19 protein-coding genes are annotated in these 21,373 nt (G+C 55.4%); 15 read left to right on the forward strand and 4 right to left on the reverse strand.

From position 1 onward, the window contains the following. Positions 1–411 precede the first annotated feature (411 nt). Positions 412–1,920, reverse strand: coding sequence for an anthranilate synthase component I (trpE, locus tag FEM03_RS14570; RefSeq protein WP_138087011.1), 1,509 nt, complete (start codon positions 1,918–1,920; stop codon positions 412–414). A 191-nt stretch (positions 1,921–2,111) separates the two neighbouring features. Between trpE and FEM03_RS14575 the strand changes: the two genes are divergently transcribed. Then, entirely contained in the window at positions 2,112–5,738 is a 3,627-nt protein-coding gene (locus FEM03_RS14575) for a PVC-type heme-binding CxxCH protein (RefSeq protein WP_138087012.1), read from the forward strand. A gap of 32 nt (positions 5,739–5,770) precedes the next feature. Here FEM03_RS14575 and FEM03_RS14580 read toward each other — a convergent pair whose 3' ends face one another. Then, entirely contained in the window at positions 5,771–6,493 is a 723-nt protein-coding gene (locus tag FEM03_RS14580) for an N-acetylmuramoyl-L-alanine amidase family protein (RefSeq protein ID WP_138087013.1), read from the reverse strand. 223 nt (positions 6,494–6,716) lie between these two features. On the opposite strand from FEM03_RS14580, the gene FEM03_RS14585 reads away from it, so the two are divergent. Continuing rightward, the gene (locus FEM03_RS14585; protein WP_138087014.1) at positions 6,717–7,775 is read left to right on the forward strand and encodes an NHL repeat-containing protein; all 1,059 of its coding nucleotides are present in this window, start codon (positions 6,717–6,719) and stop codon (positions 7,773–7,775) included. 2 nt (positions 7,776–7,777) lie between these two features. On the opposite strand, the gene FEM03_RS14590 is transcribed toward FEM03_RS14585, so the two are convergent. Next, positions 7,778–8,440, reverse strand: coding sequence for an HAD family hydrolase (locus tag FEM03_RS14590; protein WP_138087015.1), 663 nt, complete (start codon positions 8,438–8,440; stop codon positions 7,778–7,780). Positions 8,441–8,684: 244 nt separating this feature from the next. Between FEM03_RS14590 and FEM03_RS14595 the strand changes: the two genes are divergently transcribed. From FEM03_RS14595 to FEM03_RS14615, 5 genes are all read left to right on the forward strand, one after another. Continuing rightward, a complete protein-coding gene (locus FEM03_RS14595) occupies positions 8,685–9,164 on the forward strand; it encodes an RNA pyrophosphohydrolase (protein WP_240772789.1) in 480 nt (159 codons plus the stop codon). 589 nt (positions 9,165–9,753) lie between these two features. Next, positions 9,754–10,158 (forward strand): hypothetical protein, encoded by a 405-nt coding sequence (locus FEM03_RS14600; RefSeq protein ID WP_138087017.1) that lies wholly within the window; start codon positions 9,754–9,756, stop codon positions 10,156–10,158. Between the two features lie 169 nt (positions 10,159–10,327). Beyond that, complete coding sequence (locus FEM03_RS14605; protein ID WP_138087018.1) at positions 10,328–10,828, forward strand: hypothetical protein; 501 nt, start codon at positions 10,328–10,330, stop codon at positions 10,826–10,828. A 166-nt stretch (positions 10,829–10,994) separates the two neighbouring features. Further along, the gene (locus FEM03_RS14610) at positions 10,995–11,489 is read left to right on the forward strand and encodes a hypothetical protein (protein ID WP_138087019.1); all 495 of its coding nucleotides are present in this window, start codon (positions 10,995–10,997) and stop codon (positions 11,487–11,489) included. A gap of 197 nt (positions 11,490–11,686) precedes the next feature. Further along, complete coding sequence (locus FEM03_RS14615) at positions 11,687–12,850, forward strand: MFS transporter (protein WP_206171018.1); 1,164 nt, start codon at positions 11,687–11,689, stop codon at positions 12,848–12,850. Between the two features lie 27 nt (positions 12,851–12,877). Here the strand turns inward: FEM03_RS14615 and FEM03_RS14620 are convergent, their stop codons facing one another. After that, positions 12,878–13,210, reverse strand: a complete 333-nt coding sequence (locus FEM03_RS14620; RefSeq protein WP_138087021.1) for a PHP domain-containing protein — start codon at positions 13,208–13,210, stop codon at positions 12,878–12,880. 422 nt (positions 13,211–13,632) lie between these two features. Between FEM03_RS14620 and FEM03_RS14625 the strand changes: the two genes are divergently transcribed. From FEM03_RS14625 to FEM03_RS14660, 8 genes are all read left to right on the forward strand, one after another. Further along, entirely contained in the window at positions 13,633–15,474 is a 1,842-nt protein-coding gene (locus FEM03_RS14625) for a SulP family inorganic anion transporter (RefSeq protein ID WP_166442874.1), read from the forward strand. 150 nt (positions 15,475–15,624) lie between these two features. Further along, complete coding sequence (locus tag FEM03_RS14630) at positions 15,625–16,614, forward strand: ABC transporter substrate-binding protein (RefSeq protein ID WP_138087023.1); 990 nt, start codon at positions 15,625–15,627, stop codon at positions 16,612–16,614. A 38-nt stretch (positions 16,615–16,652) separates the two neighbouring features. Next, a complete protein-coding gene (locus FEM03_RS14635; RefSeq protein ID WP_138087024.1) occupies positions 16,653–18,155 on the forward strand; it encodes an ABC transporter permease in 1,503 nt (500 codons plus the stop codon). Further along, entirely contained in the window at positions 18,152–19,051 is a 900-nt protein-coding gene (locus FEM03_RS14640; protein ID WP_138087025.1) for an ABC transporter ATP-binding protein, read from the forward strand. The genes FEM03_RS14635 and FEM03_RS14640 overlap by 4 nt, the downstream gene beginning before the upstream one ends. Before the next feature lie 93 nt (positions 19,052–19,144). Then, positions 19,145–19,663 (forward strand): nickel-responsive transcriptional regulator NikR, encoded by a 519-nt coding sequence (nikR, locus tag FEM03_RS14645; RefSeq protein WP_138087026.1) that lies wholly within the window; start codon positions 19,145–19,147, stop codon positions 19,661–19,663. 35 nt (positions 19,664–19,698) lie between these two features. Continuing rightward, entirely contained in the window at positions 19,699–20,424 is a 726-nt protein-coding gene (locus FEM03_RS14650) for an urea amidolyase associated protein UAAP1 (RefSeq protein ID WP_138087027.1), read from the forward strand. Further along, entirely contained in the window at positions 20,421–21,053 is a 633-nt protein-coding gene (locus tag FEM03_RS14655; protein ID WP_138087028.1) for an urea amidolyase associated protein UAAP2, read from the forward strand. The genes FEM03_RS14650 and FEM03_RS14655 overlap by 4 nt, the downstream gene beginning before the upstream one ends. After that, entirely contained in the window at positions 21,050–21,373 is a 324-nt protein-coding gene (locus FEM03_RS14660; RefSeq protein ID WP_166442875.1) for a DMT family transporter, read from the forward strand. The genes FEM03_RS14655 and FEM03_RS14660 overlap by 4 nt, the downstream gene beginning before the upstream one ends.

Here is a 21,373-nt window from a genome sequence, read left to right on the forward strand (position 1 = left end):
TGCCGAGTGGGTGACATCCCGGAGCGGGGAGTTTGCTGCATCGGACGGCGCGGAACAAGAGCAAGCTACCGCCAATGGTCGTTCGACCCGGTGAATTGAGATGGAAAACTGGCAAGTTGCACGGGGGCAAGTGCGAGGGGGGAAGCGTATCAAACGGCGTTTGGCACCAAAAGCCATACTAGCGGTTTTGAATGAAAAAAGTGAACAACTTTACCTGATATTGCGAGTTTTTTAATTTTCTCCTGTGAAAGAAAAGTATTGACTTTGTGGGTGCAGGATTGGGGAAGTGGGAGGGGTGCGGTGCTGGGATGGGGCGTGTGGCTGGATGGGGCGTGTGGCTGGATGGGGCGTGTGGCTGGATGGGGCGTGTGGCTGGATGGGGCGTGTGGGACACCCGCTACCACTTTGGGCTTACGCGAGTTCTTTGGCGCGTTGGAGGGCGCGGAGCATGCCGCGGGCTTTGTTGACGGTCTCGTTGTATTCGTAGGTGGGATCGGAGTCGGCGACGACACCGGCACCGGCCTGGACGTAGGCTTTGCCATTTTTGAGAACGCAGGTGCGCAGGGCGATGCAGCTGTCGAGGCCGCCATCAAAGCCGAAATAGCCAACGGCTCCGGCGTAGGCACCGCGTTTGTTCTTTTCGAGTTCGTTGATGATTTCCATGGCGCGGACTTTGGGGGAGCCGCTGACGGTTCCGGCGGGGAAGGTGGCACGCATCACGTCGTAGGCACTGCGCCCGGGGGCGAGGGTGCCGGTGACGTTGGAGACGATGTGCATGACATGACTGTAGCGCTCGATGATCATGAGTTCGTTGACCTTGACGGTGCCGTATTCAGAGACACGTCCAACATCGTTGCGGGCGAGGTCGACGAGCATGATGTGTTCGGCACGTTCTTTGGGGTCGGCGAGAAGTTCTTCAGCGAGGGCATCGTCTTCGCCTGGGGTGGCACCTCTCCAGCGGGTTCCGGCGATGGGGCGAATTTCGATCTGGCCGTCGAGGCATTTGACGTGGACCTCGGGGGAGCTGCCGACGAGGGAGAAACCGTCGGGGAAGCAGAGGCAGAACATGTAGGGGGACGGATTGACGTGACGGAGGGCGCGATAGAGGTCGAGCGGGCTGCCGGTGTAGTCGGTTTCGAAGCGTTGGGAGGGGACAAACTGGAAGACGTCACCGGCGCGGATGTATTCCTTGCCGGCCGTGACCATGGCTTCGTATTCGGATTGAGTGGTGTTTGCCTTAAGGTCGAGGTCGATCTTGCCGGAGTCGGGCGCAAAGGCTTGGAGGGCCTTCATTTGAAGCGGGGCTTCGAGCTTGGCGACGATTTGCAGGATGCGCTGGCCAGCCCAGTGGTAGGCGGCTTCGAGGGTTTCGTGGTCGGGGATGAAGACGTTGGCGACGACGGTGAGTTTGCGATGTTTGTGATCGAAGATGACCACGGTGTCGGCAAGCATGAAGACCATCTCGGGGACATCCAGGCTGTCAGGAGGGGGCGGGGGAAGGGTGGGCTCGAAAAAGCGCACCATGTCATACCCGAGGTAACCGACGGAACCGCCATGGAATACGGGAGAGGGCGGGGGACCGGCGGGTTGAAACGCGGCCATGATGGTTTCGAGTTCGAGCAGGGGGTCGCTGGAGGCGGTGTAGCTGCGAGTTTTGCCCGATTCTTCGATGGTGATCTGGGAGCCACGGGCGGTGAAGATGAGCCGGGGGTCGCTGCCGAGCAGGGAATAACGCCCCGAATGCTGGGTAAGTTCGGCGGATTCGAGGAGAAAACCATGGCGTCCGTCGTAGAGTCGCTGAAAGGCGGAGAGGGGGGTTTCGTAATCGGCCGCGAGGTCGACCCAGACCGGCACCAGGTTGCCCTGGGTTGCGCGGCTTTTGAAGGTGTCGAAGTCTGGCTGAAGATGACGAAGGATCATGGGAGCATGGATGATACGGTGAACAGGTGGACACTCAACCGTGGTGATGAAAAAAATGAGAAGGAAGTGACTGATGAACTGGCGGTGTGGTGCTTGATCGTGGAGGATGGAATCGATTTTGTGACAGCGCTGCAATACTGCGCTGGTAGCCGGTGTATTTTTAAGCCAGATTTTTTCCTATTTTGTATTGTATGCGTGTGTTTCTCACTTCTTTGTTTTTTTCCGGCGTGGCTTTGGCGGCGTCTGCGGCACCGGTTTCGTTGTTTGATGGCAAGTCGCTGGATGGATGGGAAGGGGAAAAGACGAAGGTGTGGCGGGTTGAGGACGGCAGTATTGTGGGGGGATCCATGGAGGGGAATCCGCAGAATGAGTTTCTGACGACAAAGAAAGAGTATAAAAATTTCCGCCTGAAGCTGGAGTATATGCTGGTGGGCACGGAGGGGTTTGTGAACGGCGGGGTGCAGATTCGGAGTCGCAGAACGGACACGCCGCCGAATGAAATGATCGGGTATCAGGCGGACATCGGTGCGGGTTACACGGGATGCCTTTATGATGAGTCGCGCCGCAAAAAGATGCTGGCGGTGGCGGACAAGGAGTTGATTGAGCGACTGGAGAAGAAGGGCGAGTGGAACACTTATGAAGTGGTGGCCGAGAGCCAGCGGGTGCGGATTTTTTTGAATGGTCAGAGGACGATTGATTTCACGGAGCGTGAGCCGGGGATTGAGCAGAATGGGTTGATTGGCTTGCAGATCCACGGGGATTGCAAGGCGGTGATCGCGTTCCGGAACATCTCGATTGAAGAACTGGCGGCGGACATGGTGCCGGAGCAGACGGAGATTTTGCAGCGGTTTGGTGATTCGGTGGTGGGGGCTCCGGTGGCCGGATTCAAGGACGGGAAGTTTGAGCTGGGCGATGACGAGGTGGTGGTGATGGTGGGTCAGGAGAATTTGGTGCGCGAGCAAAAGAGCGGGGAACTGGAGGCCCGGTTGCTGACGGGATTGGGGGCGCAGGGGGTGAAGGTGCGTTCAATGGCTTGGGAAGGGGACACGGTTTATGAGCAGTGGCGCGATTTGAATTTTGGATCGTGGGCCAATCAGCTGCAGACGGTGGGGGCGGATGTGGTGGTGGTGCAATTTGGCCAGACCGAGTCGTTTGACGGGGTAGGGCGCATTGCCGAGTTCAAGTCGGCGTATCACAAATTTCTGGACGAGGTGGGAACGGTCACAAAGAAGGTGGTGTTGATCTCGCCGATGCCGTTTGAGAAGGTGTCGGACGGGAATTTGCCGGACTTGGTGAAGCGCAATGCGGACGTGGCGGCTTATGCAAAAGCGGTGGGCGAGGTTGCGGCACAGCGGGGGGCGGTGTTGGTGGATTTGATGTCGGCGATGCCGAAAGATGGTGGTGATGGTGGATTGACCGACAATGGCTGGCATCTGAATGCACGGGGGCTGACGGTGGTGGCGGAGAAGATTGCGGAGGAACTGGGGGCGACTTCGAGTTCGGGGGACTTGGCGAAGTTGAAGGCGGCGATCGTTGAGAAAAACCGGTTGTGGTTTGATTGCTGGAGACCGGCCAACTGGTCGTTTGTTTATGGGGACCGGGTGACGCAGCGGTTTGGGAAGTCGGGGGGCAATGAGCCGTCGTTGCGTGAGGCGTTTGAGGAACACAAGCCGATGATTGCCAAATGGGATGCGCGGATTGCGGGATTGATCAAGGGTGAGGACATTCCGGTCGATCTTGAGCCGCGTGAGTATGTGGAGACGGAAAACATGATGACGGCGGAGCGCGAGATGGCAGGTTTTAATGTGGCGGAGGGGTATGAGGTGAACTTGTTTGCGTCGGAAGAGCTGGGCGTGGCGAAGCCGGTGCAGTTTGCTTGGGATGAGAAAGGCAGATTGTGGGTGGCGTGTTCGCCCTCGTATCCGCATGCATTGCCGGGTCGCAAACCGAGCGATTTTATTTTGGTGCTTGTAGATGTCGATGGAGACGGCAAGGCGGACAAGTCATGGCGCTTTGCCGAGGGTTTGACGATGGTGCAGGGATTGGAGTTTGGGAAAGGTGGGTTGTATGTGTGCGATTTTGACCGCTTGTTGCATTTGAAGGACACCGATGGGGATGGGAAGGCCGATGTGACGACGGTGGTATTTGCGGGGTTTGGGATTGGCGACACGCATCAGCTGGTGAATTCGATTTCGTATGGTCCGGATGGCAGTCTTTGGATGACGCAAGGTTTGCATGCCTATTCACGGGTGGAGACACCGCATGGGCTGGCGGTGTTGGAGAAATCGGGCGTGTGGCGGATGGATCGCCGTTCGCAGCGGCTTGAGTCATTCTTTAATGGCGGCAAGGCGGGGCACAATTGCTGGGGTGTGGCGTTTGATGATTTTGGGCAGGTGTTTCACAAATCGGGGGATCGTCCGCATGGCTACTGGACGGTGCCGGGATTGGCGAAGAATGCGGCACCCGAGGAGTATCACCCGGTGGGTCCGTTGTTTGACACGAGTCCGAAGACGACGGGGTTGGAGATCATTGGAACGAAGGCTTTGCCAGAGGAGATTCAGGGCACGGCGTTGATCGGTGGCTATTTTGGGAGTGTGGTGGAGTTGCATCGATTTGTAGACAATGGATCGGGGTTCAAGACGGAGCAGTTGCCAAAATTGCTGCGTTCGGAAAGTGATGCGTTTCGTCCGGTGGATGTGAATGTGGGGCCGGATGGGGCGATGTATCTGGCGGACTGGTTCAATCCGGTGATTGGCCATTATCAGGCAAGTTACGCGGATCCACGACGGGATCGTCGGCATGGCAGGATCTGGCGGATCAGTGCGAAGGGGTATGCAAAAGTGAAGCAGCCGGATCTGGCATCAATGGATGCGGCGGCGTTGTTGCAGCAGATGCATTCGCCGGAGAGATGGACGCGTTATCAGGCCAAGCGTTTGCTTTTTGACATGGACAAAGAGGCGGTCATCAAAGCGGCGGATGAGTTCGCCAAAGAGGTGAAGGATGAGCGGGTGTTGTTGGAAACGGTGGGGGTGTTTGAAGCTCATGGCGCGGTTCGTTCTGCCTTGGTGGAGCGCTTGATGAAAGCGAAGGATGCGCGGGTGAGGGCTTATGGAGCGCGCGTCGCAGGGGCTTGGAACGCGGAGTTGCCGAATGCGCTGGAGCTGTTGAAGACGGCTGCCAGGGACGAGCATCCACGGGTGCGACTGGAAGCGGTGATTGCGTGTAGTTATGTGGAGAAACCCGAGGCGGTGGAGGTGGCGACGATGGTGCTGGAGTCGCCGTCGGACCGGTTCTTGGACTATGCGCTGGCGCAGTCGGTGAGAGGCTCTGAGAAAATTTGGCGCAAGGCGTTGGCGGACGGGAAGTTGACGTTCGGCGGAAGCGCGAAGCAGAAGACTTATGTGAGCGCCATTGCGGGCAGTGGTCCGGTTCAGGAGCATCCGGGCAAGGTGGTTTATGATGCGTTGTGTTTGAACTGTCATCAACCTGGTGGGGTGGGGTTGCCGGGGGTTTATCCTCCTGTGGCGGGCAGCGAATGGATGGTGGGGGACAAGGAGTTGTTGATCAAGATCACGCTGCACGGGTTGACCGGGCCGATTGAGGTGAAGGGCACGACTTATGGCGCGGCGGTGCCGATTCCGATGCCGCCGATGGGGCTGGATGATCAGCAGATGGCGGATGTGCTGAGCTATTTGCGGACAGCCGAGTTTGGCAATGAGGCGTCGGCGGTGACGGTCGATGATGTGGCCAAGGTGCGGGCGGCGACCGCGGGCAGGACGGCGATGTGGACGGTGGAGGAGCTGAACAAAGGGAAGTGAGGGAGTGGTGAGGGACAGGAATGTCCCTCCTCCTAAAAACTACCTCGTCGGTCGCTGGCTTTGCTGGGCGGCATGTAGATGGGTTTGGGGATGGGGCCCATTCCGGCATCGCCTGCGGCGGATTGTTCGCGAATGGCTTTGCCGATGGCCTTGGCGAGAGTTGCCCGGTAGCGTTCGGTTTTTAGCAGTTGGGCTTCCCTTGAGTTGGTGAGGTAACCACCTTCAAGGAGCACGCAGGGGATTAGGGGGTTGCGGGTGAGGCGCAGTCGGCGTCGCACAAGTCCGCGATTGCCGTTTTTGTAGGGGGTGACGGCGCTGAGTTCGCGTTGAATGCGTTTGGCGAGGGAGTAGCTATCGCTGCGCCAGTAGTAGGTTTCGGGTCCGGCGATGCGGCGCGGGCCGTGATTGAAGTGGATGCTGATGAGGACGGCGTCGCCATAGCGGTTGGCTTTGCGGACGCGGTCATCGAGGTCGACAAAATGGTCGCTGTCGCGGATGAGCACGACCTTGAATTGATTTTGCAGGTCGGCTTTGAGTTTGCGGACGACGTCGGTGACAACGGCTTTTTCTTGTAGTCCATTGGCCACCGCACCGGTGTCGCGTCCGCCGTGACCTGCATCCAGAATGACGGTGGAGAAGTTTTGGGGACCTGGACGGTCGCCGTATTGACTTCGGTTGCCGCCCATTTGCATGGAGCCGCAGGAGGAAAGCAGGCAGGTGAGGAACAGCAGGGGGAAGAATTGGGAAATTGGCACGATGGAAAGCAAATAGGGACGCGGGGATTGAATGAGCAGTGGTTCGCATTTTCCGTGCTCAAGTGACTTTGGAAAGTGCGTTGTTTTGAACAAGGGGTTGAAAGTTGCTGTGGAGACGGGAGGTATTTGAGAGGCGACTTGATCTCGCGTCTCGATTTTGCATGGACGCGGGAAGGGTTGTTTGATTAGGTTCAGTGGTGTAGGTCCAATTTGATTTTGTGTTATGAAACGTCGATTATTTGTCAAACAAGCGGGTGCGGCTTTTGCCGTAGGTTCGGGTTCGGTTTTGGGGTTTCCTGCGATTTTGAAGGGGGCGGAGTCGGAGAGGCCGGTGATTGGCGAGGGGGATCTGCGATTTTCCTGTGAGCATGATTGGGGGACCTTGCCGGATGGGCATACCTACGGGGGCGCGTCCCACGGGGTGGCTTTCGACAGTCAGGGGAACGTTTACATTTCGCACACCGGTGGGCCGGGGAGTGTTTTTGTTTTTGATCCGGCTGGGAAGTTCATGAAATCGCTGGCACCGCAGCATCAGGGCAACGGTCATGGCCTCGACATTCGCAACGAGGGTGGGGTGGACTTTATTTATCTTTCGCCCAATACGCCGAAAAATGCGCCAGCACCGATGAAGGCGACCAAGATGACGCTGTCGGGTGAAGTGGTTTGGGAGGGCGGTCCGCCGCCGGAATCGCATCGGTATGACAACAAGGAGCCGTTCAACCTGACCAGCACCAGTTTTTGTCCCGATGGTGGCTGGCATGTGGGCGACGGTTATGGAAGCCACTTTCTGCACCGCTACGACAAGGATGGAAAGTATCTGGCAAGTTTCGGCGGGAAAGGCAAGGAACCGGGGCAGTTTGCGACACCGCATGGGCATTGGTTTGATGATCGTGAAGGGGTGGATCAACTGGTGGTTTGTGACCGGGCGAATGCGCGGCTGCAATTGATGACGGTTGACGGCGAGGTGCTGGGGCAGGGACCAGCGATTGAGTCGCCGGCGTCACTGGACATCCGAGGGGATGTGATGGTGTGCACGGAGATCTTTATTGGTCGCGTGGCATTCCTGGACAAAAAACATCAAGTGATTGCGCGTCTGAGTGAAGATGCGGAGTGGAACAAGATGATCAAAGAAACGAAAGGATTCCGTGCGCTGGCCAATCGCCCGAAGTGGAAAGCGGGCATGTTTGTGCATCCTCATGACGCGACTTTTGACCGCGACGGAAATTTGTTTATCGCCGAGTGGGTGGAGGGCGGACGGGTGTCGAAGTTGACGAAGGTGTGAGGTCAGCCTGAGAGGAGAGAAGGATTCAGCAGGTCTCTCGGGTGATCGATGAGGATTTTGGCACCGTTGGCGAGCAATTCCGCTTCGTCGCGAAATCCCCATCGGACGCCGATGGGAATCATGGCCGCGCGGGTGGCCATCTCCATGTCGATCCCCGAATCACCGATATAGGCGGCGTCTTCTGGCGCGACGCCGAGAGAAGCCAGCATGTCTAGCGCGGCGGCGGGATCGGGTTTGCGCGGAACGTCGTCGCGGGCACCACGGACTTCAAAGAAGGGAATACCCGGGAAGAAGTGATCGCAGCAGAGGGTGGTGAAGGCTTGGGGTTTGTTGGAAAGGACGCCGATGGCATGTCCTTGGGCGTGCATTTGATGGAGGGCGTCAAGCATGCCTTCGTAGGGTTTGGATTGCAGGTTCCAGGTGTCGGCGTAGTGACGCTGGTAGTCGGCGACGCGGGCATCGAGTTCACCACGCGCCAAGGCCTCGGGCGGCAGGGCACGTTCAACCAGGGCGCGAACCCCGTCTCCGATGTAGAGGGGGAAAACCTCCATTGGTTGGGTGGGATAGTGGTGCTCGGCGAGCATGCGATTGATGGCATCGGCGAGGTCGGCAATGGAGTCGAGCAGGGTGCCGTCGAGATCGAAAATGAAAGTGGAAAGAGGCATGGTCAGTCTTGGACGTTAGCGAGGGTGTGATCGTAGGCAATTTTGATTCAGACTCGGCATGATGATTGCACTGCGAGAGCGGCGATATCATTTGTTCAGCTTTGCGAATTATTTCGTTGCTAAAAGGAGTGATTGAGGAACTCTGTATTTTGCCTTTCCGTCTATGCCTGTAACCCCTTCAGATTTGCTTGATGATGCATCTGCTTTGGCAGCTGAATCAACGTTGGCGCCTGCTTCTGAAGAAGTGACCACACCCCTCTTGGGGGCGGCCCCGGTGTTGTTTCGTCCCAATGTGGCGGCCATCATCTTGAACATGGACAATGCCATGCTGGTCGCGCAGCGTTCAGGGATGAAGACTTCCTGGCAATTCCCGCAAGGTGGAGTGGATACCGGCGAGACTTTGGAAGAAGCGCTCTATCGCGAAGTGGAAGAGGAAGTGGGTTTGAAACCCGAGTTGCTGCAGCTGCTGGACCGCAAAGGCGGCTATCGCTATGAATTTCCCAAGGGCCGATTGAAATATGGTGTCTACGGCGGGCAGGAGCAGGTGTATTATTTGTGCCGGTTTCTCGGCAAGGATCGCGATGTGAATCTGGATCACAAGTGTCGCGAATTTGATCGCTGGCGCTGGTTGAAACCCGAAAAATTCGACATGGAATGGGTGCCCAAGTTCAAGCGCCACGTGTATCAAAGGGTGTTCAAGGATTTTTTTGGGATTGAGAAGTGATGACGGGGTGGGACCTGCGATAAGGTGGAGAGTGGTGCCCCAGGATTGAAGAGCTGGGTGGAGCGTTCGGGAAGTCGCTTTCGGTGTCCGGGAGGAGGCGTTTAGTGTCCGGCTTGGCGCGTCGTGCAACCGGGAAGGCGCTTTCAGCGTCTAGGATGTCGCGTGCAGTGTCCGGAAAGGCGCGTGCAATTTCCGGCAAGGCAATTGAAGTGTTTTGGAAGGCACTTCAGGTGTCCAGAAAGGTCTGTGCAGCGTCCGGGAAGGCAAATACAGTGTTAGGGAAGGCGTGTGCGGTTTCCGGGACCGGGGAGGCTGATCCGGATTCGCCAACTCAAGACGATCTCCCCTTGCTCGTGATCGATCCATTGCTGCCGTCCGATGGGGACCCCTATTGGAAAATTCTGTTATTTATGGTGTAAAATAACACCTCTATTCTCGCCTAAATCTCCAAATTTGAAGAATAACACCCGGAAATCGGTGTTATTTAACATGCCAAAACAGATCACCTCTCGAAAAACCTTCAAATTTGAAGCATATAGGGTGATTCTATCCTTCAAAACGTTATATTAATCCTCTGTTCTGCCAAGAAATGAAGACCGTTGCTTCCGCATGTGCGCTCAGCATAGTGATGCTTCTCCTCGGAGCATGCGGGCGCGAACACACTGATCGAGCGGAGATTAAGAGCGAGATCGAACTTCAGAGGAATCAAGGATGGGATTTCGTCGAGATGGTAGGTGAAGCCCATTCAACTCCTGTGATGAGGGAGATTCGACATTCCGACGCCAGTGGATCTTTGACCGTTCACGCTGGGAACACTGGAGTGGACGGCTACGGAGATCGTTCGCAATCTTTTGATAAAACATTTAAGAAGGATGGATTCGATTATCTTGAGGTGAAGATCATGACGTCGCCTGCTGATGGCTACTGTCTCGTCTTCCAGAAGCCACGGGGGACGATCAACAATAGTGCTTCCACGCCACAGAAGAATAATTAAGATGCAGAACAAGCCGAGACACAGCAACCCCTATCAGCCGCCCTGTTTACATGCTCTCCCTTATTTTCAACCTCAACCCCGTGATCGATGTGCGCCCTCGCTGATAGGGGTGCGTGCTCTTTGACGTTCGGCATCGTCACGTTTTTCTTCAATCCACACCAATACAACCATGAAAAAACTCTGCGTTATCATCACGCTCCTATGTGGTGCAAACCTGCTGCTTGCGGATTCGCCTTTCCAACGCGAGTTAAAGCAGTTGCATGAGCAGCACGAAAAGGCAGTGGCAGCAGCCGTAGATCCAGTCAATCGTCGTCATCAGGCTGCACTCGAGCAGTTGCTACGGCGTGCAACTCAAAGCAACGATCTTCAAACTGCCGTCCAGATTCAAGAAGCGCTGGCTGCCCTCGGCGTCGTTCAAGGTATGGACGCCGGGAGCGTCATCGGCAAATGGACATTCCGCCCCGCATCACGGCCCCCTGTCGACCGCGAGTTGAAACCAGATGGGACCGTAACCAAGGAGGGAGGAGGAACAGGAACATGGAAAATCGAGGGCAACACTCTGAAAATCCGATACCCTGACGGCTCGACCGATTTCAAGCTTCCAGTTCGCAATGGAAAACTGATAGGGCGCGGACACAGTGGTGACAAAATCATTGCTGAGCGCAAATAGCTCCACCACAACGCCAACAAGGCGCGACATGACAACCCCTACCAGCCGTTCTGCTAAGATGCTTTTCAGCCACTACAACCTCAACCCCGCGTTCGACGCGCGCCGCCGCTGGTAGGGGTGCGTGCTCTTTGACCTTGACGTTCGCCTAGCTAACAGCGCCACTCGTATGTTTGTCTTATACTCAGTTGCTGGAGTTGTTGCTGCCTTGATTGGCTACGTTGTCTGGATTGAGATCAGGGCTCAGCGCATGTGGGTCATATCGATCCACACCTATGAAGGATTCCCGTTGCTGCTTCGTCATATTGATCGATTGCCATTTCCTTCTCGCCGCAAGGAGCTTCCAACGTTGTCCATCATAACTCACACGTTCTCAGAGCGATCACCCGACGAACTTCCTGAACCCGCATACAATGACGATCTGGCGGAGTTGGACTTGGCCATGATCACAGTCATGCGAGACCGCCGAATCGGTTCGCCCGTGCTGATTGAGACGTTCGGAGGAAAGTGCATTTACTATCACTACGTTGTTGATCGCCACAGCGCAAAGCGACAATTCCAGAAAGCTAGACTTCTCTTTCCAGATGAGATGATTGATTTTGACACCCGGGAGGATCCCGAATGGGGTTTCATTGATCGCTATGCGAAGAACTACTTTCCATAGCAGATTGTCTAGAGCATGACTATTGAGCAGACCATTGGCCAGACAAAGGCGAATAAGGCGCGGCTGGACAACCGCTGGGGCTGCTATGTTGGCCATGCTTTCCATAACTTTAGCCCTCCTGCCGTCTCCACGCTCACCCCCGCTCCAGCGGTGCCATCGCTTAGAGGTTCGACAAGACAATGAAGAGTTCGCGCTACATGCTACCAATCGTTGCGTTGGCGCTTTTTCCATCTGCCGCATCGGCCAATGCGGGAACACCCCTAATGTGGGCATCCATGCTTCACTTGGCGATCGGGAATGCCATTATTGGAATCCTTGAGGGATTGTTACTCGCATGGATGTTTAAGTGCTCAAAGCGGAAGGCGATTTTGACCCTGATTGTGGCAAATTACGCATCTGCCTGGGCTGGAGGTTTATTCGTTGTCGGTTACTTGGCCGCCCTGCCGGACATTACGATTCATACACTCCAGTATTGGTTTCTGGTTTTCGTTATTGTTGCTTTTATCGTCACGCTCCTGATTGAACTCCCCTTCTTCTGGTTCGCTCTGCGTCCACAAAATTATTCTTGGCGAAGAGCCTTAGTTGCAACCCCAGTGATCCATGGGATCAGTTACGTGTTGCTTTTTGGCTGGTATTGGATGGCGAGTGGAACTTCGATGATCACTAGACTCGAAGTAGTGCCAATGGATGAGATGGCGATTTCGGAGCCTCATTTACTCTACTTCATATCCCGAGAAGGCAATCAGGTTTTACGCATGGATATCGGTGATTCTAGTGCCCCTCAGCCTATTTCAGAATTAACAGCGCATCACCGGAATGATCGTCTCTTCGTTCGTCCACGTGATGAATCAGGTTTTGACCTTTTCGTTTACCTCGATTCGGAGGATGGGGGCGCTGAGACAGAATCACGGATTTTGGAGGACTTTTCAGAGCAAGCCCCTGTTGAGTGGCGCATTGCTGAAGGACATTCTGAAAAGGCCGAGGGTTCGTGGTTCAACTTTGGCCCGGTTCCCGCCATCGGCCCACAATCCAACTGGGCGTTCCGAACCGGTTTTTGGCCGACCGAGGGAATAAGCGGAAAGAACGAGAAGACAGGGGAAGAGGTGCACTACGCCCTTGAGCTTCCGTTTGCAGCTTGGCCAGTGCGCAACGCTACCCAAATTGCAGGCGATTACGTTGTTACACAGCTAGGCGACGATCAGATTTGCTTGATGCATTTGGAATCTGGAAGAATTGCCCTCTTAGCCCGAGGCAAGGGGCCAATCGTTGCAAAACCACAAACGTCGAACAAGGCAGTCGACTCAACGGCTACCCGCGTCGCGCCTCCTGCAGAGCAGGAGACGCACCACGGGCAGCCGTGAGTCACCTTTGGACGTTGACATCGCACTTCACATCGTGGTTGGCCTCGGGTGTTTCATATTCTTTTGGCTCGCCAGCCATAGCGCTTCCGAGAGGGATGTTTGGCCGCAGCTGATTGCAGTAGGTCTTGGATGTGCGATCACCGCCTTTGTGATTTCGTTTCCAGGCCGAAGGCTGATCTGCTCGAGCTGCCCCAAGTCAATGGCGGCCTCGGCATTTTCCCTTGGCTTCATCTTCAGCACATTGATCTCCATACTCAGTTGGTTTGACGATGACGGATTGTGGAAGGTCCCAGCGTTTTGGTTTCCGATCACAATGGCTGTTTTTGCTCTATCATATTGGGGGAGCACGGTCGGTTCCATAGAACTTTCACGACGCGAACGAAACAAGTCTTGAGGTGATCCGCTTGACTACCGGCTAGACGTTCAAGCACGTCTATCCATCCGCTCTTTCCCGCCAGATTCTCAAACACACTAAAGTCATCTCCTTCGATCCAGACTCCAATGCTCGACTTCCGCTCGGATGGCAAATCGGCATCGCCTCCGCCCGCTTGAATTTGGGACGCGCGCAGCGCATCCCTACCGTTTGTTTTCGAAAGAGCGGCAGAGGTGGGCAGAGACTGTGTTTTTGGTTCAAGGTGCGCCCTCATCGCCGTGATGGTTTGCAAATGATGAAGAGGACCCGAGCAGGTGCCCCCCTTTAAGCGATGGGGTAGAGCTTGCGAGTTTAGGATGATTTCGCTTGCATGGGGTGGGGGTTGGATGTTCCGCTTGGGATTAAGAAGATGAACTTGCGGCGGCAACTCCAGGACATTGGTTCGATGGGAACAAGTTTATGGGGTCATGCTCGCGATTTTCTGGCGACCAATCAGATTGAGCCGCTGATGCTGCCGCGCCATTTGCGGGGCTACCGGAAGGCGGATTTGAAAGCGGATTCGCGGGCGGGATTGACGACGGCGCTGCTGGCGTTTCCACAGGCGATGGCCTTTGCAGTGGTGGCGGGGTTGCCGCTGGTTTATGGGATCACCTGTTCGGCGGTGGCGGCGCTGGTGGCACCTTTGTTCAGCAGTTCGCGGCACACGATCCTGGGGCCAACGAATGCGACGGCGTTCATGATTTTCTCGTTCTTTGCGGCCAATCCGAGGATGGAGCCGGTGGAGCAGATGCCGATGCTGGTGTTTTTGGTGGGGGTGTTGCTGATGCTGGGATCGGTGTTGAGGGTCGCGGATCTGGCGCAATACATCAGTCGGACGGTGATGGTGGCTTACATCACCGGGGCGGCGGTGCAGATGATGGTGAATCAGTTGGTGCCGGCTTTGGGGGTGCAGATGGGGGATGGGCTGGCGCCTCGCACTTTCCTTGGGACGCTTTATCGGGTGGTGACAGAGATTCCGGCACTGAATTGGGCGAGTTTGTTGCTGACAGTGTTTTCGGTGGCGGGGTATTTTGGATTGAAGCGGTTGCGTCCGAACTGGCCACGTTTTGCGATGGTGCTGGTGGCGTCGTCTTTGCTGGGGCTGTTGTTGAGCCGGCTGCATGCGCCGGTGGCGACTTTTTCAGAAGGGGTTTTTGATTGGGGCGACATGATTCCGCCGTTTCCGGATTTTACTTCGTGGAATGCGGCGGCGCAGTTCAGTCAGTTGTTTGGGGTGGCGGTGGCGGTGGCGTTTGTGTCGATGCTGGAAAGCAATGCGATGGCCAAGTCCCTGGCGTCGAGGGCAAACTACCGCGTGGATGGCAATCAGGACATGTTCAGTCTGGGGGCGTCGAATCTCGCGTGTGCTTATTTGAGTGGAATGCCGGCCAGCAATTCGCTGACACGGTCGGCTTTGAATTATGAGAGCGGAGCGAGGACGCCGATGTCGAGCATGATCAGTGGCGCGCTTTGTCTGGTTGGGGCGTTGGTGTTGGGACCGTTTATTCAATATGTGCCCAAGTCGGTGCTGGCGGCGTTGGTGATTTGTGTGGCGCTGTCGTTGATCAGCAAGCGCCAAATCCGGATTTGCATGCGGTCGACGAAGTCGGATGCGGTGGTGTTTGTGGTGACGTTTGCAGCGACGTTGATGGTGCCGTTGCATGTGGCGATTTTTACGGGCATTGGGTTGTCGGTGATGTTGTATATCCGCAAGGCGAGTCAGCCTTCGCTGGTGGAGTATACTTTCAATCAGGAAGGCAATCTGGCGGAGCTGGAGAATGCGGACCGGCAGCATCCATCGATCTCGATTGTGCATGTGGAGGGCGATTTGTTTTTTGGGGCGGCGGAGTTGTTCCGGACGCAGATTCAAAGGACGTGTTCCGATCCCAATCTGCGGATCATCATTTTGAGGCTGAAAAACGCGAGGCATCTCGACGCCACCAGCGTCATGGCGTTGGAGGAGTTGATCAAAGTGATGCGGTCGAATGGACGGGACCTGATCGTGAGTGGCGCGATGAAGGATGTCTACCGGGTGTTGCGGGATTCGGGGTTGATCGAGGTTCTAGGACGCGACAACATCTTCATGGGCAGCGCGGCCAATCCAAACATCTCAACCCGCAATGCGTTGAAGCGGGCGCAGGAAATTCTTGGGGTTAAAGAGGCAAACGTGCAGATCTACTACGATCCGCGGCATCAGGCGACGAAGGGCTAACATTGTTGGGCAAGAGGGAGTCCGTCTTATCGGTGAACCCTGAGTTTCATACGATGAAACGTTGCGGCGAATCCTTGGCATGGGCAGTGCTCTGATGAATGGAAGTCATCTATATTTGCACCCAAACCTCAATCGAAAGGATTTGTCATCATGCTGAAAAGATATCTGCTTAAAGTCGGTCTCACCATGTCCCTCGCGCTTGCCTGCTCAGCATTTCACGCGATGGGTGCCCCTTTGAAAATCGGATATTCAGACTGGCCGGGTTGGGTGGCCTGGGAGATTGGCATCAAAAAAGGCTGGTTCAAGGAAGCGGGGGTTGAGGTGGAGTTTGTGTGGATGGATTACGTGAAATCGATGGAGGCTTATGCGGCCGGTCAGTTGGACGGCGTGACGATGACCAACGGCGACGCCTTGGTCACGGGAGCTACTGGGAAACCTTCGGTGGCAATTGTGATCAATGACTTTTCGAACGGAAACGACATGATTGTGGCGAAGCCGGGGATCGAGTCGTTGAAGGACATGAAGGGCAAGACCATTGCGCTGGAAGAGGGATTTGTGGAGCACCTGTTGTTGCTGAAGGGCCTTGAGTTGAATGGAATGGCGGAAGGCGACATCACGATCAAAAACACGCCGACCAACAGCACCCCCCAGGTGTTTGCTTCCGGTGAGGTGGATGCGATCGGGGCATGGCAACCGAATTCGGGGCAGGCGCTCAAGCTGGTAGCGGGATCGAAGGCGATCTTCACTTCCAAGGATGTTCCCGGATTGATTTATGATGCGCTGTATGTGGATCGCGACAGCCTGAAAAGTCGTCGTGAAGAGTGGCTGAAGGTGGCCAAGGTGTGGAACAAAATTGTCGAATACATGGCGGATGACGACAATCTTGATGATGCACTGGAAATTCTGGCGGGTCGTGTGGGAGTCACTCCTGCGGAATATGAGCCGTTGCTTGCCGGAACCAAGCTGTTAAGTGCTGAAGAGGCGCTAAAAGTGTGGGAGAAAGCGGACGGTTTGGGGTCGATCTATGGATCTTCAAAAGTGGTGGATGACTTCAATGTGAAGTTTGGGGTGTATGCCAAACCCGCAGATATCGCCGCTTACATCGACCCTTCCATCGCGAAGGAAGCGTTGGGCAAATAGGCAGCTTGGATGGCAAACCCCACCCACCCTCTCCTGTTGTGGCGACTTCTTCTGGCAGACATTGGTTTGGGGTCCGCAAGGATTTGGATCAGCAGCGCAGTTCGCTGTTGATGGCGCTGTCCTTTTTGCTGCCGCTGCTGATTTGGTGTATCGCCTCCTACGGCCCCTGGTGGGAGGTGGCTCACCAAGTGCAGATCTCTGCGGAAAGTCCGCGTTTGCAGAGCATCTACATTGTGGGCAACCGGCTCGAACCGGGAACCTGGGAGGAGTTTCAAAACGCCATCAAGCTGGACAATGAAGAGATCTTGAAGGCGAAAGAAAGCCGGACGCCATTGGAAAGCAGCACGCGGCAGAACAAGAAGGTGCTGCGGCAAATTTATCAACCTGCCATGATCAATGGCTGGCTGGCACGCGGTCAGGAAACGGATGATGAGGCCATTCGACAAGTATGGTTGAAACTGGCGGCGGGGGAGCTGACGGCAGGCAGACAGGAGATCTCCAGTGAGAACCTCGAGATCGTCAAGGAGAACGCGAAACTTTTGCAGGCATCAGGTGCAGAGTGGCCGACGCAATCATTGTTGAAATTGTTGCCTGAGGCATCGGAGGAAGTGGCGAGGCCGGTGTATCTGGTGCCGCCGGATGTGGTGGCGACGTCGTTCTGGAAAGGCATTACGGCAACCAAGCCGGAGGCGACCGAATCTGGGGATGAGGGGGCGATGAAGAAGACCTTGCTGGAGAGATATGCAGAGTCGTGGCGAACGATTGTGCTGGGGTTTTTGCTGGCGATCGTGATCGCGGTGCCGCTAGGCTTGCTGGCGGGGACTTATGATTTTTTCTCCAAGCTGTTTGAGCCGTTCGTGAATTTTTTCAGTTACATGCCGGCTCCGGCTTTCGGGGTGGTGTTGATGGCGATCTTCGGGTTGGATTCTGGTCCGAAGATCATGCTGGTGTGTTTGGGCACTTTGCCAGGAGCGGTGTTGATGCTGGCAAAAACGACGCGGCGGCTTGATGGGGCATTGCTGGAGGCGGCGCAAACCTTGGGGGCGAATCAGCGTCAGATGCTGGCGAATGTGGTGGTGCCGGGAGTGTTGCCGAATTTATACAATGACTTGAGGCTCCTATTCGGCACGGCCTGGACCTGGTTGGTGATTGCGGAGTTGCTTGGGTTTAAAAGCGGACTGGCTGAGGTGATCGATACCCATGGACGACGGTTTCAATTTGAGATCGTTTATCCTGCGATTTTGATGATTGGGCTCTCGGGTTTCATTATGGATCAATTGCTCGGATTTTTAGGACGGTTTTTCTTTCCATGGGTCGACCAGCCTGCGCAGGGTTTCTTGGCTTCGATCTCCAGCAAGATTGCCGGTGGTTTGCGTCGTTTGACGGCAACCAAAGAAGCAGCACCAACCGCCACCGCGGCCATCGAAGCAGAAGAGGCCGCCAAGGCAGCCCTGACTTTGCAAAGCACCGAGCCTCCTGAAGAACCTGAAGAAGAATCCGAGGCCACGCTTGGTGCCGTCGCGAAAAAATCTGAGCCATGATTGCCACCGTTTCCTATCACGAACAGTCTCCCGCCGTCAAAGCTCGGTTCGACCGCTTGAAAGCGCGTCCGCATTTGCTGGAAATATCGGGGCTGTATAAACGCTTTCAGTCAAAGGCGGGGGAGGTGACGGCGTTGCAAAACATCAATTTGAATGTGCATCGGCGTGAGTTCATGTGCGTGCTGGGTCAGTCGGGCTGCGGCAAGTCGACGTTGATCCGAATCCTGGCAGGTCTGGAGACGCCCAGCGAAGGTCAGGTGCTGGTGGATGGCAAGCCGGTCACGGGGCCTGGACGCGATCGGGGCATGGTGTTTCAAAGTTACTCGTTGTTCCCCTGGTTGTCGGTGAAGGAGAACGTGATGTTTGGTCCGCGCATGGCGGGCAAGGATCGCAGCACCAATGAGGCCGAGGCACGGCAGTGGCTGGCGCTGGTGGGCCTCGATAAGTTTGAGGATTCGTATCCGCATCAGTTGAGCGGCGGGATGAAACAACGGGCGGCGATTGCTCGCGCGCTGGCGAATGGTCCGCGCATCCTGTTGATGGACGAACCGTTTGGGGCGCTTGATCCACAGACGCGTCAGCAAATGCAGGCTTATCTTCTGCAGATTTGGAAAAACATCGACATCACCATTTTCTTCATCACGCATGATCTGGACGAGGCGATTTTTTTGTCGGATCGCATTCTGGTGCTGGACCCGAGACCGGGAAGGGTGAGGGAGATTGTCGAAGTGCCAGTGCCGCGTCCGAGAGACCATGAACAATTGCGTTCCCCTGAGTTCCTGGCGACGAAACGTCATCTGGAAACGATCATTCACCCAGAGGACACGCATGAAAAACCGCAGTTGGACAAGCTGCCGATGCTGCGCATGACAGAAGCGGGGGATGATGTGGAGTGAGTCGATGGTATGAGCATATGACCGTTAAACCGCAATCGTCATACTATTCTTGTAAAGAGTATGACGAGAGGAGTTTCGGTGTTACTTTAGGTCATGCCAGTCACATCGCCTACACCACCACCGACGGAAGTCAGCGTCAGCTCCCGGCAAAGCGAAAATGTTCAGCGGATCACCATCTCGTTGCCCGACGAGTTGTTTCGTCAGTTCGAAAACATGCTGGAGGAACGTGGTTTTGCCAATCGTTCCCAGGCAATCTCGGAGATCTTGAATCAGCACATTTCAGACTACTACAGCTTCAAGGGCAATCGTGTGATGGCGGGGACCCTGACCTTGCTTTACGAACATCGCAAACCTGGCTTGATGCAGCAGCTGGCGGACATTCAGCATCATCATGTGAACGAGGTGATCAGTTCTTTCCGGGTGTTGCTGGAAAATCATCACACCATGGATGTGATCCTGATGCAGGGACCGGCGAATGTGTTGCGTGCGATCACCAATCGTTTTCTTGCCTGCAAAGGCGTGCAGGCGGGGCGGCTCAATCTGACGCGCACGGTGATGCCTCCAATTCACGCGAAGCATGGCGGTGTCGAAGCGTCCACGGCGGAAGCTTGATTTAGTTTAATTCAATTTACGGATCGATTTGTCACATGAGTTTAGATTCTCCCATTTTTCAACTTGAGCTGGAAGGCGCGGGGATGTGGTCCCGCGTCATCGGGCGCAATAAGACTCTGCGTCTGACCGACTTGGAAGGCGGGGCGAATGTCGGGATGATGTTGTATCATGCCACGGAACGGCATGAGCGCTACAACATGCCCGACACCTTGAAGGGTCAGCACATTTTTTATCTGCGTGCACCGTATTGTCTGCACTCCGACATGGGCCGATTGATGGCATCAATCACCAAAGACACGGTGGGCTGGCATGATACGGTTTGTGGTGCGAGCGATGCGGAGTCGGTGCTTCAGCAGTTTGGCGAAAACAACTACCAGAAATCGCGGAACGAATTTTATCGCAATGCGCGGGAATGTTTTTTGATTGAACTGTGCAAGTGGGGATTGGGGGAGCGCGATTGGATTCCGAACTTGAACTGGTTCAGCAAGGTGGTGGCGGATGAAGAGGGGAAGCTGAGTTATGTTGCTGGGAATTCGAAGGCGGGCGACCTGGTCGAACTGAGATTTGAGATGGACACATTGGTGGTGTTGAACACCTGTCAGCATCCGTTTGATCCGGCGATGACTTATCAGCCCAAACGGGTCAGGCTGGAGGTGTTTGCCAATGATCCGCCGATGGATGGAGATGCCAGTTTGATGGTGAGACCGGAAAATGCCAGGGCCTATCAGAATACCAAAGATTTTTACCTTTTAAGCGAATGATCGAGTCGACTTATCAATCAACCCATGCGGTGCATGACGAGGTGGTGCTCGCGGGCGATCACTGGGTGCATGAGATCAAGGCGGGACAAACGTTTCGCATTGAAGACCTGGAGGGGAATCAGGCGGCGGACACGCTGTTCTACAACGCGCATGATCCGGAAGAACGTTACAGCGCGAGCGACACGATTCGGGTGCAGCGGGCGTTGTATTTAAGCACGGGAACGAAGCTGATTTCCAATCGCGGGCGGACCATGTTGACCATCACGGCGGATACTTGTGGCAGACATGATACCCTGGGCGGGGCGTGTTCCAGGGAGAGCAATGTGATGCGGTATGCGTTTGATCGGGAACCGATGCATGCATGCCGGGACATTTTTATTCGCGGCATCCAGTGCTGGTGCCATGACATGAACAAGCGTGATCTTGCGTGCAACATCAATTTCTTCATGAACGTGCCGGTAACGCCGGAAGGTGGACTTAGTTTTGCGGATGGGGTTTCCGGTCCAGGGAGATATGTGGAGATGAAGGCGGAGATGGACGTGATGTGTTTGATCTCCAACTGCCCGCAGTTAAACAATCCGTGTAACGCCTACAACCCTACACCAGTGAGGGTTCTTCTATGGGAATGATCAGCTGGATCTATTTGCTGTCGGCGGCGGTGTTCGAGGCGATGTATGGCATTGGCCTGTATTACTCGAAAGGGTTTACCGTGTTATGGGCTTCGGTGTTTGCCGTCATCTCGGGCATCGCCACGACCATTCTGCTTGGCCTTGCGATGAAGGGTTTGCCGGTGGGTGTTTCTTTTGTGGTGTGGAGTGGACTGGCGGCGGTGGGAACGGCGATTTATGGGATGACCGTGCTGGGGGAATCGCATGGAGCGATACGCATCTCGATGATGTTGTTGATCCTGGCAGGGGTGGTGGGGCTGAAGTTCAGCAGCGCTTCATAG

The sequence above is a fragment of the Phragmitibacter flavus genome, assembly GCF_005780165.1.
GTDB classification, from domain to species: Bacteria; Verrucomicrobiota; Verrucomicrobiia; order Verrucomicrobiales; family Verrucomicrobiaceae; genus Phragmitibacter; species Phragmitibacter flavus.

What these genes read in the sequence shown, in the direction of transcription:
- trpE (WP_138087011.1), bottom strand. Translation starts at nt 1,920, where the DNA reads ATGATCCTTCGTCATCTTCAGCCAGACTTCGACACCTTCAAAAGCCGC.
- FEM03_RS14575 (WP_138087012.1), top strand. Translation starts at nt 2,112, where the DNA reads ATGCGTGTGTTTCTCACTTCTTTGTTTTTTTCCGGCGTGGCTTTGGCG.
- FEM03_RS14585 (WP_138087014.1), top strand. Translation starts at nt 6,717, where the DNA reads ATGAAACGTCGATTATTTGTCAAACAAGCGGGTGCGGCTTTTGCCGTA.
- FEM03_RS14590 (WP_138087015.1), bottom strand. Translation starts at nt 8,440, where the DNA reads ATGCCTCTTTCCACTTTCATTTTCGATCTCGACGGCACCCTGCTCGAC.
- FEM03_RS14600 (WP_138087017.1), top strand. Translation starts at nt 9,754, where the DNA reads ATGAAGACCGTTGCTTCCGCATGTGCGCTCAGCATAGTGATGCTTCTC.
- FEM03_RS14605 (WP_138087018.1), top strand. Translation starts at nt 10,328, where the DNA reads ATGAAAAAACTCTGCGTTATCATCACGCTCCTATGTGGTGCAAACCTG.
- FEM03_RS14610 (WP_138087019.1), top strand. Translation starts at nt 10,995, where the DNA reads ATGTTTGTCTTATACTCAGTTGCTGGAGTTGTTGCTGCCTTGATTGGC.
- FEM03_RS14615 (WP_206171018.1), top strand. Translation starts at nt 11,687, where the DNA reads ATGCTACCAATCGTTGCGTTGGCGCTTTTTCCATCTGCCGCATCGGCC.
- FEM03_RS14620 (WP_138087021.1), bottom strand. Translation starts at nt 13,210, where the DNA reads ATGGAACCGACCGTGCTCCCCCAATATGATAGAGCAAAAACAGCCATT.
- FEM03_RS14625 (WP_166442874.1), top strand. Translation starts at nt 13,633, where the DNA reads ATGAACTTGCGGCGGCAACTCCAGGACATTGGTTCGATGGGAACAAGT.
- FEM03_RS14630 (WP_138087023.1), top strand. Translation starts at nt 15,625, where the DNA reads ATGCTGAAAAGATATCTGCTTAAAGTCGGTCTCACCATGTCCCTCGCG.
- FEM03_RS14640 (WP_138087025.1), top strand. Translation starts at nt 18,152, where the DNA reads ATGATTGCCACCGTTTCCTATCACGAACAGTCTCCCGCCGTCAAAGCT.
- nikR (WP_138087026.1), top strand. Translation starts at nt 19,145, where the DNA reads ATGCCAGTCACATCGCCTACACCACCACCGACGGAAGTCAGCGTCAGC.
- FEM03_RS14650 (WP_138087027.1), top strand. Translation starts at nt 19,699, where the DNA reads ATGAGTTTAGATTCTCCCATTTTTCAACTTGAGCTGGAAGGCGCGGGG.
- FEM03_RS14655 (WP_138087028.1), top strand. Translation starts at nt 20,421, where the DNA reads ATGATCGAGTCGACTTATCAATCAACCCATGCGGTGCATGACGAGGTG.
- FEM03_RS14660 (WP_166442875.1), top strand. Translation starts at nt 21,050, where the DNA reads ATGATCAGCTGGATCTATTTGCTGTCGGCGGCGGTGTTCGAGGCGATG.